The sequence below is a fragment of the Micromonospora sp. WMMD975 genome (assembly GCF_029581215.1).
GTDB lineage: Bacteria > Actinomycetota > Actinomycetes > Mycobacteriales > Micromonosporaceae > Micromonospora.
On sequence record NZ_CP120739.1, the window covers coordinates 2,806,331 to 2,821,562 of the forward strand.

At 72.6% G+C, this 15,232-nt stretch carries 13 protein-coding genes and 1 pseudogene; 9 read left to right on the forward strand and 5 right to left on the reverse strand.

The genetic code is table 11. The annotated features are described in order from the left end of the window. Positions 1 to 26: 26 nt before the first annotated feature. The 3 genes from O7613_RS12190 to O7613_RS12200 form a co-directional block, all read right to left on the reverse strand. Entirely contained in the window at positions 27 to 1,091 is a 1,065-nt protein-coding gene (locus O7613_RS12190) for a Tat pathway signal protein (protein WP_282293900.1), read from the reverse strand. 73 nt (positions 1,092 to 1,164) lie between these two features. Further along, positions 1,165 to 1,353 carry a DUF397 domain-containing protein gene (locus O7613_RS12195; protein ID WP_282293902.1) on the reverse strand — a complete coding sequence of 63 codons (189 nt, stop codon included), beginning with the start codon at positions 1,351 to 1,353 and terminating at the stop codon, positions 1,165 to 1,167. After that, positions 1,343 to 2,191, reverse strand: a complete 849-nt coding sequence (locus O7613_RS12200; RefSeq protein ID WP_282293904.1) for a helix-turn-helix transcriptional regulator — start codon at positions 2,189 to 2,191, stop codon at positions 1,343 to 1,345. Before O7613_RS12200 ends, O7613_RS12195 begins: the two co-directional genes overlap by 11 nt. 158 nt (positions 2,192 to 2,349) lie before the next feature. On the opposite strand from O7613_RS12200, the gene O7613_RS12205 reads away from it, so the two are divergent. The 3 genes from O7613_RS12205 (at position 2,350) to O7613_RS12215 (ending at position 4,656) form a co-directional block, all read left to right on the forward strand. Further along, entirely contained in the window at positions 2,350 to 2,499 is a 150-nt protein-coding gene (locus tag O7613_RS12205; protein WP_281588632.1) for a hypothetical protein, read from the forward strand. Beyond that, a complete protein-coding gene (locus tag O7613_RS12210; RefSeq protein WP_282293906.1) occupies positions 2,496 to 3,641 on the forward strand; it encodes a helix-turn-helix transcriptional regulator in 1,146 nt (381 codons plus the stop codon). Before O7613_RS12205 ends, O7613_RS12210 begins: the two co-directional genes overlap by 4 nt. Before the next feature lie 124 nt (positions 3,642 to 3,765). Next, positions 3,766 to 4,656 (forward strand): SGNH/GDSL hydrolase family protein, encoded by an 891-nt coding sequence (locus tag O7613_RS12215; protein WP_282293907.1) that lies wholly within the window; start codon positions 3,766 to 3,768, stop codon positions 4,654 to 4,656. 485 nt (positions 4,657 to 5,141) lie between these two features. Here O7613_RS12215 and O7613_RS12220 read toward each other — a convergent pair whose 3' ends face one another. Both O7613_RS12220 and O7613_RS12225 read right to left on the reverse strand, forming a co-directional pair. Further along, positions 5,142 to 5,684 carry a GNAT family N-acetyltransferase gene (locus tag O7613_RS12220; RefSeq protein WP_282294526.1) on the reverse strand — a complete coding sequence of 181 codons (543 nt, stop codon included), beginning with the start codon at positions 5,682 to 5,684 and terminating at the stop codon, positions 5,142 to 5,144. A gap of 27 nt (positions 5,685 to 5,711) precedes the next feature. Beyond that, positions 5,712 to 7,970: pseudogene (locus O7613_RS12225) on the reverse strand (penicillin acylase family protein); the annotation flags it as partial. 88 nt (positions 7,971 to 8,058) lie between these two features. Between O7613_RS12225 and O7613_RS12230 the strand changes: the two are divergent. The 6 genes from O7613_RS12230 to O7613_RS12255 all read left to right on the forward strand — a co-directional run bounded on the left by O7613_RS12230 (position 8,059) and on the right by O7613_RS12255 (position 15,190). Then, a complete protein-coding gene (locus O7613_RS12230) occupies positions 8,059 to 8,769 on the forward strand; it encodes a siderophore-interacting protein (protein ID WP_282293908.1) in 711 nt (236 codons plus the stop codon). Beyond that, the gene (locus O7613_RS12235) at positions 8,769 to 10,013 is read left to right on the forward strand and encodes an MFS transporter (RefSeq protein ID WP_281588615.1); all 1,245 of its coding nucleotides are present in this window, start codon (positions 8,769 to 8,771) and stop codon (positions 10,011 to 10,013) included. Before O7613_RS12230 ends, O7613_RS12235 begins: the two co-directional genes overlap by 1 nt. A 68-nt stretch (positions 10,014 to 10,081) precedes the next feature. Beyond that, on the forward strand, positions 10,082 to 11,587 hold the full coding sequence (locus O7613_RS12240) for an aspartate aminotransferase family protein (protein WP_282293909.1): 1,506 nt from the start codon (positions 10,082 to 10,084) through the stop codon (positions 11,585 to 11,587). A gap of 8 nt (positions 11,588 to 11,595) precedes the next feature. After that, a complete protein-coding gene (locus O7613_RS12245; RefSeq protein WP_282293911.1) occupies positions 11,596 to 12,858 on the forward strand; it encodes a SidA/IucD/PvdA family monooxygenase in 1,263 nt (420 codons plus the stop codon). After that, positions 12,855 to 13,424 carry a GNAT family N-acetyltransferase gene (locus tag O7613_RS12250; protein ID WP_282293913.1) on the forward strand — a complete coding sequence of 190 codons (570 nt, stop codon included), beginning with the start codon at positions 12,855 to 12,857 and terminating at the stop codon, positions 13,422 to 13,424. Before O7613_RS12245 ends, O7613_RS12250 begins: the two co-directional genes overlap by 4 nt. Next, positions 13,421 to 15,190, forward strand: coding sequence for an IucA/IucC family siderophore biosynthesis protein (locus tag O7613_RS12255; protein WP_282293915.1), 1,770 nt, complete (start codon positions 13,421 to 13,423; stop codon positions 15,188 to 15,190). The genes O7613_RS12250 and O7613_RS12255 overlap by 4 nt, the downstream gene beginning before the upstream one ends. Positions 15,191 to 15,232: the final 42 nt, after the last annotated feature.

The window sequence follows — 15,232 nt, forward strand, 5'->3', positions numbered from 1 at the left end:
TCAACTTCGGTACTCCCCTCCTGGCTTCAGGGCGTCACCTGCCCTCCCGTGGTCGTTCCCTTGGCGAACGCGGCGGCCCGCTGATCGAGTCGCTTGGCGAAGGAGGGCAGCCGTGCGCCGAGGCTGCCGAGTCGCGTCCTGATGTTCTTTACCGCTGCGGACGCCCGCCCGGACTGAACCCCCGCCATCGCGTCCATTGCACGGTTCCAGTTCTCGACCGCGCCCCGCAGCCGTCCCTGAGCGCATTGGACGTCGGCGAGGTTGGCAAGGGTCAACGTGTGAGTGCGGCGGTACGCCTCGGTGTCCCGGGTCGCGATCGACCGCCGGAGTTGGGCCTCGGCCGCCGGGAGGTCGCCAAGGTCCCGCAAGGCTTGACCGGCTTGGCTGGCGAGGGAGGTTTCGGTGAACCCGCTGGTCCTGATCCAGGTCGGCTCGTCATCGGGTGAGGCGTCCGCGAGATGCGCTTCGGCCGCACGAATCGCCGCCGACGTGCGGGTGCTGTCGCCCGTTGCCCCATGTCCCCGGGCGCTGACGATGGTGAACAGCGCGGTCGCGGCCGGCGTTGTCCTACCCTTCGACCATTCGATGGACGAGTTGGCGAGTTGAAGGGCCTCCTGGCCATGGCCGAGGTCGACCGCCTGGTGTGCCATCGCGCGCAGCGTGAAGCCGGCGAGGGCGCGATCGTCTGCTTCGTTCGCGAGGCGCAGCGACTGGACGTAGTAGCGCTGGGCGAGCCCGTGCAGGGATGAGTCGAAGGCTTTCCAGCCGGCGAGGTAGGTCATCTCGGCGGCGGCACTGAACATCGCCACCCGGTCGCGGTCGGAAGAGAACCGCCCCTGGAGAAAGCCAGCCACGTCGGAGGTGAGGTATTGGACCACGGCGAGCCGGGCGTGTCCTCCCCCGAACCGTTCGTCAGCGTTGCTGAACACGGTCAGCATGTCCCGTACCGCGTCGATCTCCCGGGGACCGACGGCGACGTTGCCACCCCGCGCACGCCGGCCCCGGTCCGCGATCTCCTGCCAGGATTCGAGTGGCACAGCGAGCGCCGCCAGCGAGTACAGGGCGGTGAGCCCGAACGCTCGTCGCTCCACAGAGGCCCTCCCTACTGTCAGGAGACCGGTTGGGGGACCACCAACACGCGCTCTACAAGAGCGGTGGGCAAGGCTACGGACGCTCGTTTCGCAGCTTCAGGTTGTCGACGAACGCGCCCCAGGCCGCGGTGTCGAAGCTCAACATCCCGGCCGCGGGGGCCTTGGAGTCGCGCACGTCGACCACGACGCCCCGGTCCCGCACCTCGACGCACTGGCCGTTGTTTCCGGAACGGCTCGACTTGCGCCAGGCATTACGTCCCATGCTTGCTCAACTCCTTGATGAACGTCACCGACTCGGCCGGCGAACGTGCCAGCGTCTTCAGATTGTCGTACGCCGCCGACAGCCGCGCCAGGTCGCGGCTCGATTCAAGGAACAACTCCCCCGCCAACGTCTCGATGTAGCCCAACGGCGGGTCATCCTGCTCGAAGGTGAGCAGCGCGAAGCCGCTGCTGATCGCCAGGTGCGCGCCGGCCTCGAAGCGCAACACCTGGATCGTGACGTTCGGCAGGCGACTCAGCTTGACCAGGTGGTCGAGCTGCTCACGCAGCACGTCCGGACCGCCGACCTCGGTCCGCAGGGACGCCTCGGACAGGATCGCGTGCATCCGCAGCGGCCTTGGCTTCCGGCGCAGCACCTCCTGCCGGGTCATCCGGGCGGCAACCCGCTCGTCGACGGTCTCCGGGTCGGTCTCCCGGCCGATGACGTTGACCTCGCGGGCGTAACGCTCGGTCTGGAGTAGACCGGGCACCAGCATCGGCTCGAAGTTCTTGAGTTCGGCGGCCTCCGTCTCGTACGCGATGTAGGTCGCGTACTTGCCGCCCAGGCGTTGCCACCAGCCGTCCTCGCGCAGCCCACGCGCCTGCTCCAGCAGTGCGACGCCGGGCTCCTGGTCAATCTTGACGCCGTACGCGACCAACAGCTCCATCACGTCGCCGACGCGGGGCCTGATCTCGCCGGACTCGATCCGGCTGATCCGTGACGGTGAGCAGCGGACGACGTCGGCCGTCGCCTCACCGGTCAGACCGCTGGCTTCGCGGAGCTTGCGGAGTTCCCGGCCGAGTCTGCGGGAGCGCGGTGTCGCGGGCGTGAATCGAGGCATGTCATCGATTCTGCACCCCTGAGCCTCTGCTCACATAGCACGCCGCACGTGCGTGTCGATGTGGATCACGCAAGGAAGCTTGATTTGCATCATGTGATGCGAAAAGCTGTGAAGCGCACACTACAGAACGTCATCACGATCCCCGGAGGTGCGCGCTCGTGGTTTCCCACGCCGTGTCGGTGGTGTTCGGTGGGCTGGTGCCGGGTTTCCTGCTCGGCCTGCTCGCGTTCCGGGTGAAGTCCCGCTGGTGTCCGCGCTGTGGACAGTCCACCGAGGCCATGCGCCCGCCCGTGGAGCGGCAGCGGTGACCGGACAGCGGCTGCGGGACACCGACGAGGCGCCGATCGGGCGGCGGGTGGCCCGCTGGCGGGCCCGCCGGCGGATGACCCAGCAGATGCTCGCCGACCGGCTCGGCAAGTCGAAGAGCTGGGTCGACAAGGTCGAACGCGGCGTGCGCGCCCTGGACCGCTACTCGGTGATCCAGGAGATCGCCGAGGTGCTCCGCGTGGACCCGGCGGTCCTGCTCGATCCGCGCCGGCCCGCGCCGGCTGCGGCGTCCGGGTTGGACGGCGTGGAGGCGGTCCGCGCCGCGCTCGCCCGCTACCACCGCCCGGCCGAGCCGACCGCATCACCGGACACGGTCCAACGGCACGTCGCGCACGCCTGGCTGACCTACCAGCACGCCCACTATGCCCAGCTTCTGCGCGCGTTGCCCGCCCTGCTGGACGCCGCCCACGGCACCCCCGCCCTGCTGCCGCCGGCGTACCGGCTCACCGCCTCGGTGCTGGTCAAGCTCGGCGAGGCCGACCTCGCCTGGCTGGCCGCCGACCGGGCCGTCGCCGCCGCCGGTGATCCGGCTCGCGCCGCCGCCGCGGCCATCGCCGTCGCCGAGGCGCTGCGCGCCCTGGGCCGCGACCACCTCGCCCGCACCGCCGCCCTCGCGGCCGTCGACACCACCACCGATCATGGGGTACGCGGAACGCTGCTCGTCCAGGCCGCCGTAGCCGCTGCCGGTGGTGGCGACCGCCGCCACGCCGACGACCTGCTCGGCCGCGCCGCCGCGCTTGCCGATCGGGGTACGGCCGACGACGGCCCGCATCACACCGAGTTCAATCCCACAGTCGTGCTGCTGACCCGCTTCCTCGCCGCGCTCGCACTCGGCGAGCACGCCGAGGCGGTGCACCGGCACGAGCATGCCGTGCGCACCGACGGGTGGCGTCGACTTCCCGCCGAGCACCGGGCCGCCCACCTGGTCGACACCGCCCGCGCGTACCTCCAGGCCGGTGATCTCACCGCCGCCGGGCAGGCGCTCGTCGACGCCGACCGGATCGCGCCCGCCGAGGTCCGGTGCCGGCCGGTCGCGCGTACCCTGCTCGCCGAGATCGCCCCGCGCGACCCGGCGGCGGCCGACGTGGCCCGGCTCGCGGCCCTCGTCGGCCTGGCCCGCTGAACGAGCCCCGACGGCCCACATACCCGGCTCGCATTTAGTGAGGGCCATCTATATTGACGGATCTCATAGGCGCGGACAGACTCTCGGCACCACCACCCCCATGATCCCGCTCCGGGAGGGCGCCATGAACCGTCCCCGCCTGCCGTTCGCGCGTACGGCCGCACGACTGGCCGCGCTCGCCGCGGCCACCGCCGGCGTGCTGCTCGCCGTCACCGCACCCGCGCACGCCGCCGTGCCCTCCGGGCGGTACGTGGCGCTCGGCGACTCGTACACCGCCGGCCCGCTCATCCCCACCCAGGTCGACCTGAACTGCCTGCGGTCCAACCGCAACTATCCGTCCCTGGTCGCCGCGTCCGCCGGCTCGTCGTCGTTCGCGGACGTGAGCTGCTCCGGCGCCACCACCGACGACATCCTGTACGGCGGGAGCGGGCAACTCGGCATCAACCTGCCGCCGCAGCTCAACGCCGTCACCTCGAACACCGCTCTGGTGACGGTGCAGATCGGCGGCAACGACATCGGATTCTCGGGGATCATCAGCGCCTGCGCGGAGGACAGCCTCAGCAGCCCGCTCGGCTCACCGTGCAAGAACCGGTACACCGCCGGCGGCACCGACCAGCTCCGGGCCCGGATCGCCGCCGCCGCCCCGAAGGTGACCACGGTGCTGCGGTCGGTGCGGCAGGCCGCGCCGAACGCGCGGGTGGTGGTGCTCGGCTACCCGGCGATCGTGCCGGACAGCGGGTACGGCTGCTGGCCGGTGGTGCCGATCGCCTACCAGGACGTGCCCTACCTGCGCGGCGTCGCGAAGGCGCTCAACACGATGCTGTCCGACACCGCGGCGGCGAACGGCGCGAGCTACGCCGACGTCTACACCCCGTCGATCGGGCGGGACGCGTGCAAGAGCAGCGGCACCCGCTGGGTCGAGGGCCTGGTGCCGCAGAACTCGGCCGCCCCGTTCCACCCCAACGCCCGAGGTGAGCAGGGCATGGCCACCGCCCTGCTGGCACACCTGAACTGAGCGGGTTCCTGGAGCCGGTCCCGCCGCGCTGCGGGACCGGCTCAGACCGGGCTCGGACCGGGCTCGGACCGGCTCGGACCGGGCCTGGCCGGCGCAGGGTGGCCGCAGCACGACGCCTCCCGCCCACAATGAGGGATTTCCCTCCCACTTTCCAGGACGCTTGTAGATCTTGGAAGCAACGTGCCCCCATAGGGGCCAGCTCCTTCCAAGATCCTTAGACGACGGGTGTCGTCGCGTCACCGCGAGACGCCGGACCCAGCCGAGGAACCGGTCGTGGAGCGCCGCTCCAGGTGTGACCTCCCGGGACGGGTCGGGTTCGCGGATGGCGCCCCGTCCCGCCGGGCGTCGCCTCCAGCGGCACGGGGCAGGGCTGAGCGCGCCCTCGACACCAGCTCGGCGAAGTGGCGGGGTCGGAGGGGCCGGGATGCCACCACCTCGCCGGAGTGGAGTGGATCAAGGGAACGCGCTCGCCGGACCGGCTTCGGTCAGGTGGTCTCGAAGCGCTCGCGGGTGAGGAACGCCAACTGGGCGCGCTTGTCCGGCATGTCGATCTCGTCGGCGAACGTGAAACCCTCCGTCCGCAGTCGACGCAGCGCCGCCTCGTTGCGCACGTCCGGCTCGACCACGATGCGCCGCGCCGCCGGGTCCCGCAGCAGGAAGCGGGCCAGCGCCGGGGCGACGGCGGCGGTCAGCCCGCGCGCGTACCGCCGGGGCGGGTTCAACAGCAGGTGCATTCCCACGTCGCCGGGCTGGACCGGGTACCGCTCCCCCACCGGGTCCGCCTCCGGGCGGTAGGTCTGGAACAGCCCGATCGGTTGCTCGTCGAGCAGGATCAGGTAGGCGTGGTGGGTGTCCAGCCCGTCCAGGAACGTGTAGACCTCGCGTACCTCGTCGAGGGTGTGCGACCCCATCCCCCAGAACGCGTTGCGGGGCAGCGTGACCCAACTGTGCAGCAGCTCGGCGTGCCGGTCCGGCCGCACCGGCTCCAACGCGAGGTCGCCGAGGGGAGTCCGTTCCAGGGGGATCACGATGGTGTCGTCCTTTGCGAGAGGGCCGGTGGGCACCGGGATCAGCGTCCCGGCCGCCCAGTGGGTCAGTTGGTCGGTGAAGTGCGCGTCTCCGGGCCGTCCGGACGCGCCGAACGGGACGATCCAGCGGCTGGCCGCCCGGTCGGTCAGGTCCCACACGTAGCGGGCGACCGGGCCGCGCCAGCAGTCGTCGGAGACACCCGGCACGCTGGCGGTGGCGAGAACGCAGTCGGTGTCACCGGCGAGCGCCACCCGCTCCCGCATCGCCGCGACGGCGTCCACCGTTGCGGCAGCCACGCCCAGGTGCACCGGGTGCGGCAGGTGCCGCCGGCCCCACGCCCCGGGCGGCGGCGCGGCGGCCACCTCGACAAGCGCGTCGCCACCGAGCGACCCGACATCGAACCCGGCAATCCCAGGCGACCCGACATCGAACCCGGCAGCCCCGGGCGACCCGACATCGAACCCGGCAGCCCCGGCATCGAGCCCGGCAGCGCCGGCATCGAACCCGACAGCCCCGGCATCGAGCCCGGCAGCCCCGGCGTCGAGCCCGGCCTCGACGAGCTGGTCCAGGGCCAGGCCGATCCGGGTCGCCGGGTCGGTCCAGGGGGTGAACAGCTCGTCGTACCCGGACGGTTGGTGCAGCGCCCGCAGCGACGGGTGGGCGGCCAGCCGGCGGGCGAGCGCGGACCGCCAGGCCGCGTACGCGCCGGCCTCGATCGAGTCGGCCGCCATCTCCCGGTCCCAGGACAGCAGCCGGTCGCGCAGCGCGCGGGCCGGCGCGTCGAGCCGGGCCGGGTCGAGCCGGCGTAGCAGCCGGTACGTCGGTGTCTCCGGGAGTCGGGCGTCGGTGTGCACGGTGGACGACCCGACGCCGTCGGCGAGCAGGGCGCGGATCCGCCGGGCGCGGTGCGGCGGCGCGAAGTCGACCCCGTGTCCGGCGACATCCGCGCGCCGGTCGTTGGCGCAGACCGCGACACCGCCGAACGCCGGGCCCGCGCGACCATCGACAGCGCCGCCGAACGCCGGGCCCGCACGACCATCGACAGAGCCGTCGAACGCCCGCCCCGCGCGACCGTCACCGCCCGACACGGTCTCGTCCACCATCGGCAGGTGGTCGCCGCGCCAGTGGTGTCGCGGCTCCCAACCGGGCACCGGCTGCCGGCGGCACCGCTCGTCGCGTACCGGGACCAGGCCGGCGACCAAGCGGCGGACCGCGCCCCCGGTGTCGGCGGCGAGCACGCTGTTGACGGGCTCGACCCAGCCGCGCAGCGCGTCGGCCACGTCGCCGGCCCGGCGGGCGCGCAGCAGCGGCAGCAGCGCCTCGAAGCCGAGGCGGGCCTCGACCCGGCTCGGCGTGCGCAGGCTGATCGCCTCGCCGGTGACCCGGTCGTGGTCGATCACCGGGCCGCGCGGCGTCTCGATGATCTCGACGGTCTCCGGGGCGCCGCCGCGCACGGCGATCTCTTCGACGTGACGTGCGACCGGCAGCCAGCCGGACGGGCCGCGTGCCAGCACCCGGTCGCCGTCGCGGCGGAGTTGCTCGCGGTAGAGGTCCTGGTAGTCGGCCATCGCGTTGGTGACGGCCCAGGCCACGTGCCCGGCGTGGCCGAAGTGCGGCAGCCCGGGTACGCCGGGGAAGGCGAGCCCGACCACGTCGAACTCCGGGCAGGCCAGCCGGATCTGCTGGTAGATGCCGGGGAGTTCGAGCAGCCGGTGCGGGTCGCCGGCGAGCACCGGGCCGCGTCCGGTGGCCGGGTCGGCGGGCAGCGCCCAGGCGTTACTGCCGGACGACGCCGGCCCCTCCACGGCGAACAGGCCGACCGCCTCCGGGCCGAGCGTGCGGGCGACGTGCGCGTGCCAGAGCTTGTTCGGGAAGGTGGAGAAGAGCACGTGCTGGACGAGGAAGACGCCCAGCGGGGTCCACGGCTGCCAGGGTTCGGGGGCGCTGCCGGTGGCGGCGAACTCGGGTGCGGCGGCGGCGCCCTCGGCGAGCCCGGAGTTGACGCCGTCGACGTACGCCCCGACCCACCGGCGGGTGTCCGGGTCGAGTCGTTCGTGGCAGCGCCGGGCCGTGTCGTCCAGCCGGGCCCGCCGGGCGAAGCGGTCCCAGGCCAGCTCGGTCGGGCCGACCCGGGCGGCCAGCCGGCCCTCGGCGCGCCACCGCTCCACGCAGATCTGCCACGCCCGGTCCAGGGCGGCGACGCGGCCCTGGAGGCGGGCCAGCGCGTCGGTGTCGCCGGCCCAGAGTTGGGGCACGCCCCACCGGTCGCGATCGACGCGCGTCACCGGCTCGGCCCGACCGGACGGCAGTTCCCTCGACTAGACACTTAGGTTACCCTCCCCTAACTGAGGTCGACCTTACCGGGAGGGATTCGTGAAACGGAACTGGGAGGGCCTGGTGCTGAGGGCCATGGGCGGCCGGGACTTCCGGCTCACCGTGCTGGGCACCGAGTCGGTCGACGGGCACTACCAGCGCCTGCTCCTCGACGACGGCGGCCTGCTCACAGCGCACGGTACGCACCCCACCATGTGGATCCGGCTCTGGTTCGACAACGGCGGGCGGGCGCACCAGCGCGCGTACACGCTCGTCGACCCGGATCCGGCGACCGGACGGTTCACGCTGGAGTTCGCCCTGCACGACGGCTGCGCCGCCAACTGGGCCGCCGCCGCCACGGTCGGCGACACCATCGACGCGACGCTGCAGGGCAGCGCGTTCCAGTTTCCCGATCCGGCCCCGGAGCACCTCTATCTGGTCGGCGACGCCGCGTCGCTGCCGGCGGTCAACAGCCTGCTCGACGCGGGCGCCGACATCCCGGCGACGGTCTGGTTGGAGTACGCGCACGAGGGCGAGAAGGCGTTGACCCCGCGCGCCCGCGCCCACCACGACGTGACCTGGGTGCCACGGCGCGACGCGGGGCGGCACCTGGTCGACACGGTCCGCGCGGCGCTGCCCGCCGCCGGGTCCGCGCACTACTGGCTGGCCTGCGAGGCGGCCACCACCCGCGACCTCACCCGGCACCTGCGGCGCACGCTCGGCGTCGGCAAGCACCAGCTCACCTCGCTCGGCTACTGGCGGGCCGTCTGATGGGGCGTCTCGGCACGCTGACCGCGCTCTACGTCACGCAGTATCTCGGGGTCGGCTTCATCACCGTCGGGCTCACCGCCATCCTGCGCGACGGCGGCACCTCGCTGGACACGCTCGCGCTGGTGCAGGTCGTCGGCCTGATCTGGCCGATCAAGTTCCTCTGGGCGCCGATCCTGGACCGGTACGGCTCCCGGCGCCGCGGCCACTACCGGTCCTGGCTGCTGGTGTTGCAGACCGCGCTGGTGCTGACGTTGCTGGCGCTGCTGCCGTTCTCCCGCCCGGCGGACCAGCTCGGCCCGGTCGTGGCGGTCTGCGCCGCGTTCGTGTTCTTCTCGGCCACCCAGGACATCGCCGCCGACGCGGTCGCGGTGCGGCTGCTGACCGCCGCCGACCGGGGCACCGGCAACGGCATCCAGGTGGCGGCCAGCTATCTGGGCAACCTGCTCGGCGGTGGCGCCTGCGTGCTGGTGTACGACATGTTCGGCTGGGCGCCGGCGATCGGCCTGCTGGCCGCGCTGACCGCGGTCGGGCTGCTCGTGGTGTGGCGGTTCCGGGAGCCGGAGCGCACCGACCGGGCGGTCCGGATCGGCGCCGCGTACCGGGCGCTGGTGTCGGTGTTCGGCCAGCCCGGCTGCCGGTGGTGGACGTTCGGCGTGGTGCCGCTCGTCTACGTCGGCGCCGGCATGGCGTACGCGCTCGTGACGCCCGCGCTCGTCGACGCCGGCTGGTCATTGGGGCGGATCGGCGTGGTGACAGGCGTGGTGACGAGCGTGCCGGCGATCGTGGCCGGGCTGGTCGCGGGGATCGGCGTCGGCCGGTTCGGCCGGGCCGGTGTGCTGGTCGCAGGCGGGGTGACCCTGGCGCTGTCCACGGTGGCGCTGCTGCCGCTGATGAACGGTCGCGCGCCCCTTGGTGGCACGGTCGCCGCGCTGTCCTTCTTCCTGGTCGCCTACACGATCGCCAACGTGGTGCTCTACACGGTCAACATGGACTACTCCCGGCCCGGCAGCGGCGGCACCGACTTCACCGTGTTGTCGTCGTTCGGGCTGGTCTGCTCGTTCGTGGCCGCCTCGGTCGGGCTCGCCGCCGCCGAGCGGTTCGGTTATCCGGCGGTGGCGCTGGCGTCCCTTGTGCTCGTCGCCGCGGGAGTCGTGGTGGGTGTCGCACACCAGCGGCGGTTCCCGCCCTCCGGGGCGGTGTCGCGGCCGACTTCCGTGCGGGAGCCGGACTTGATTGTTAGGTAAGGCTACCCTAACCTGATGTCCGCGTGGCCATGGCCGCGTTCCTGTCCGCACGACTACCGGGAAGTCGCATGAGTTCGATCGGCACCGCAGCGCGCGCCCACCTGTTCAACGCCGACTCGCTCGGGCGATACCGGGACGTGCTGGCGCGCGGCGTCGACCGGGTCGCCCGCCGGGTCGGCGAGGTGGACCGCCCGTGCACCGGCATCACCCCGGAGGCCCTCGCCCCGCTGGTCGGCGGCATCGACCTGGACCGACCGCTCGGTGACACCGACGCCGCCCTGGACGAGCTGCACGACGTCTGGTTGCGCGACGCGGTGTACTTCCACCACCCGCGCTACCTGGCCCACCTGAACTGCCCGGTGGTCATCCCGGCGCTGCTCGGCGAGGCGGTGCTCAGCGCCGTCAACTCCTCACTGGACACGTGGGACCAGAGCGCCGGCGCCACGCTGATGGAACGGCGGCTGATCGAGTGGACGGCCGGACGGATCGGCCTCGGCGCCGCCGCCGACGGCGTGTTCACCAGCGGCGGCACCCAGTCCAACCTCCAGGCGATGCTGCTGGCCCGGGAGGAGGCGTACCGCCGGGAGGTGGGCTCCGCGGCCACCCGCCCGGCCCGGCCCGAGGTGCTCGCCCGGCTGCGGATCATCACCTCCGCCGCCGGCCACTTCAGCGTGCAGAAGGCCGCCAAGCTGCTCGGCCTGGCCGCCGACGCGGTGCTCACCGTGCCCACCGACGCCGGCCGCCGGATGCGCACCGACGAGCTGGCCCGCGCCATCGACCGCTGCCGGCGCGACGGGCAGGTGGTGATGGCCGTGGTCGCCACCGCCGGCACCACCGACTTCGGCACCATCGACCCGCTGCCGGAGATCGCCGACATCTGCGTCGCCGCCGGCATCTGGCTGCACGTGGACGCCGCGTACGGCTGCGGGTTGCTGGTCTCCCCCACCCGCCGGCACCTGCTCGACGGCATCGAGCGGGCCGCCTCGGTGACCGTCGACTACCACAAGTCGTTCTTCCAGCCGGTCAGCTCCAGCGCGCTGCTGGTACGCGACGGCCGCACGCTGCGGCACGCCACCTGGCACGCCGACTACCTCAACCCGGCCCGGGCGGTCGAGCAGGGCATCCCGAACCAGGTCGACAAGAGCATCCAGACCACCCGTCGGTTCGACGCCTGCAAGCTCTGGCTGACCCTGCGGATCATGGGACCGGACGCGGTCGGCGCGCTCTTCGACCAGGTGGTCGACCTGGCCGCCGACGCCTGGCGGCACCTCGACGCCGACAGCCGCTTCGAGGTGGCGGCCCGGTCCGCGCTCAGCACCGTGGTCTTCCGGTACGCGCCGCCCGGCGCGGCCCCGAACCTGGTCGACGAGGCCAACCTGCACGCCCGCGAGGCCCTCGCCGCCTCCGGCGCGGCGCTTGTCGCCGGCACCAAGGTCGACGGCGCGCACTGGCTGAAGCTGACGCTGCTCAACCCGGAAACCACGGTGGACGACATCGCCGCCGTGCTCGACCTGATCGCCGAGCACGCCGCCTGGTACGCCGGGACCGCCGCCACGCTGTCCCCGGTCGGGTGAGGAGAGACATGCCGGACTTCATCGCGATCGGCCTCGGCCCGTACAACCTCGGCCTGGCCTGCCTCACCGCGCCGCTCGACGACCTGGACGGGCTGTTCCTGGAGGCCCGCGACGGCGTCGACTGGCACCCGGGGATGATGCTCGACTCGACCCGGTTGCAGACGCCGTTCATCGCCGACCTGGTCACGCTCGCGGACCCCACCTCGCCGTACTCGTTCCTCAGCTATCTGAAGGAGACCGGACGGCTCTACCCGTTCTACATCCGGGAGAGCTTCTTCCCGCTGCGCGCCGAATACAGCGACTACTGCCGCTGGGCCGCCGCGAAGCTGCCGAACCTGCGTTTCCGGCACGCCGTCACCCGGGTCGAGCACGACGGCGACCACTACGTGGTGCACGCCGACACCCCGGACGGGCCGGTCACCCACCGGGCCCGGCACCTGGTGCTCGGCACCGGCACCCCGCCGTACCTGCCGCCGGCCTGCGCCGGCCTCGGCGGCGACCTGATCCACAACTCCCGCTACCGGGACCACCGGGAGGCGCTGCGCGCCAAGGGCAGCATCACCGTCGTCGGCAGCGGCCAGAGCGCCGCCGAGATCTACGCCGACCTGCTCGCCGACATCGACACGTACGGCTACCAGCTCACCTGGGTCACCCGCTCGCCCCGGTTCTTCCCGCTGGAATACACCAAGCTGACGTTGGAGATGACCTCACCGGACTACGTGGACTATTTCCACGCGCTGCCCGAGCCGACCCGCTACCGCCTGGAGGCGGCACAGAAGCCGCTGTTCAAGGGCATCAACGCCGACCTGATCAACGACATCTACGACACGCTGTACGCCAAGAGCCTGCGCGGGCCGGCGCCGACCCGGCTGCTGACGAACACCGAACTCGTCGACGCCGAGCACGTCGACGGCCGCTACCGGCTCGGGCTGCGCCACACCGAGCAGGACCGGGCGTTCACCCTCGACACCGAGGGCCTGGTGCTTGCCACCGGCTACCACTACCGGGTGCCGGAGTTCCTCGCGCCGGTGCGCGACCGGCTGCGCTTCGACGCCCACGGCCGTTTCGACGTGGCCCGCAACTACAGCGTCGACCACACCGGCCGGGGCGTGTTCCTCCAGAACGGCGGCACGCACACGCACAGCATCACCTCCCCCGACCTGGGCATGGGCCCGTACCGCAACTCGTGGATCATCCGGGAGCTGACCGGCCGGGAGCACTACCCGATCGAGAAGACGATCGCGTTCCAGGAGTTCGGGGTGGCCTCGTGAGTACGTTCTCGCATCGGGACGACCGGCTCGGCGCGTTCACGCTGCGCCCGCTGGACGCCGACGCGGACGCGCCGCTGCTGCACCGCTGGGTCACCCATCCGAAGGCGGCGTTCTGGCTGATGGGCGACGCCGACGTGGCGGGTGTGGCCGAGGCGTACCGGCTCATCGCCGCCCATCCGCACCACGCCGCGTACCTCGGCTCGTGGCGCGGCCGGCCGGCGTTCCTGGCCGAACGGTACGACCCGGCCCGGGTCGAGCTGGTCGGGTTGTACGACCCGGAGCCCGGCGACGTCGGCATGCACTTCCTCTGCGCACCCACCGACACCCCGGCGCACGGCTTCACCCACGCGGTCCTCACCACGATCATGGCCTGGCTGTTCGCCGACCCGGCGACCCGCCGGGTGGTGGTGGAGCCGGACGTGCGCAACACCGCCGTGCACGCGCTCAACGCCGCCGTCGGCTTCACCGTCGTCGGCGAGATCCGCAAACCGGAGAAGGACGCGCTCCTCAGCGTCTGCACCCGCGAGCGGTTCCGGAAAGCCATCGAAGGAGACCAGCGGGCATGATCGACCACCTGACCCCCGAGGCGTGGGCGACGGCCAACCGGCTGCTGGTGCGCAAGGCGCTCGCCGAGTTCGCCCACGAACGCCTGATCGTCCCGGAGCCGGCCGGGCCCGGACGGTGGGTCGTGCGCGGCGACGACGGCACGGTGGAGTACCGGTTCGCCGCGCGGCGGCTGGCGCTGGACCACTGGCAGATCGACGCCGCCAGCATCACCCGGCACCGCGACGGCGCGGAACTGCCGCCCGACGCCGTCGACCTCTGCGTGGAGCTGCGCGGCGCGCTCGGCCTCACCGACGCGGTCCTGCCGGTCTATCTGGAGGAGATCACCTCCACCCTCGCCGGCACCGCGTACAAGCTCGGCAAGCCGCCGGTCACCGCCGCCGAGCTGGCCGCCGCCGACTTCCAGGCCATCGAGACGCAGATGACCGAGGGACACCCCTGCTTCGTGGCGAACAACGGCCGGCTCGGCTTCGGCGCGCACGACTACCACCGGTACGCCCCGGAGGCCGCCGCCCCGGTCCGGTTGCTCTGGCTGGCCGCGCACCGCGACCACACCACGTTCACCGCCGCCGCCGACCTCGACTACGACACGCTCGTCCGCGCCGAGTTGGGCGACGAGACGCTGGACCGGTTCGCCGCCACGCTCACCGGGCTCGGCCTCGACCCGGCCGACTACCTGCTCATCCCCGTGCACCCGTGGCAGTGGTGGAACAAGCTCGCCGTGACGTTCGCCGGCGAGGTGGCCACGCGGCGGCTGGTCTGCCTCGGCGAGGGGCCGGACGAGCACCTCGCCCAGCAGTCCATCCGTACCTTCTTCAACGTCACCGACCCGGCGAGGCACTACGTCAAGACCGCGCTGTCGGTGTTGAACATGGGCTTCATGCGGGGCCTGTCCGCCGCGTACATGGAGGCCACGCCGGCGATCAACGACTGGTTGGCCGCGCTGATCGACGGCGACCCGGTGTTCCGCCGCGCCGGCCTGACCATCCTGCGGGAGCGGGCCGCGGTCGGCTACCGGCACCGGCAGTACGAGGCGGCCACTGACCGCTCCTCGCCGTACCGGAAGATGCTCGCGGCGCTCTGGCGGGAGAGCCCGGTGCCCGGCCTGCCGCCCGGCCGGCGGCTGGCCACCATGGCGTCGCTGCTGCACCTCGACCGGGACGGTCGCCCGCTGGCCGGCGCGCTGATCGACGCCTCCGGGCTGCCGCCGGCGGACTGGCTGCGCCGCTACCTGGACGCCTACCTGGTGCCGCTGCTGCACAGCCTGTACGCCCACGACCTGGCGTTCATGCCGCACGGCGAGAACGTCATCCTGGTGCTCGACAACGGCGTGGTGGAACGGGTGATCTTCAAGGACATCGCCGAGGAGATCGTGGTGATGGACCCGGACGCGGAGCTGCCGGAGCAGGTCCGGCGGGTCCGGGCGGCGATCCCGGAGGACGAGAAGATCCTCGCCATCTTCACCGACGTGTTCGACTGCTTCCTGCGGCACCTGAGCGCCGCCCTGCACACCTGCGGCGTGCTCGACCAGGACGACTTCTGGCGCACCGTGGCCGAGTGCGCCACCGGCTACGCCGCGACGGTGCCGCACCTGGCCGACCGGATGCGCCGGCACGACCTGTTCGCGCCGGAGTTCACCCTGTCCTGCCTCAACCGGCTCCAGCTGAGGAACAACAGGCAGATGGTGGACCTGGCCGACCCGTCCGCCGCGTTGCAGTTCGCCGGCACCCTCGCCAACCCGCTGGCCCGGTTCGCACCGCCCCGATGACCGACGCCCCGGTGACCGATGCCCCCGACGGTCGACGTGGCG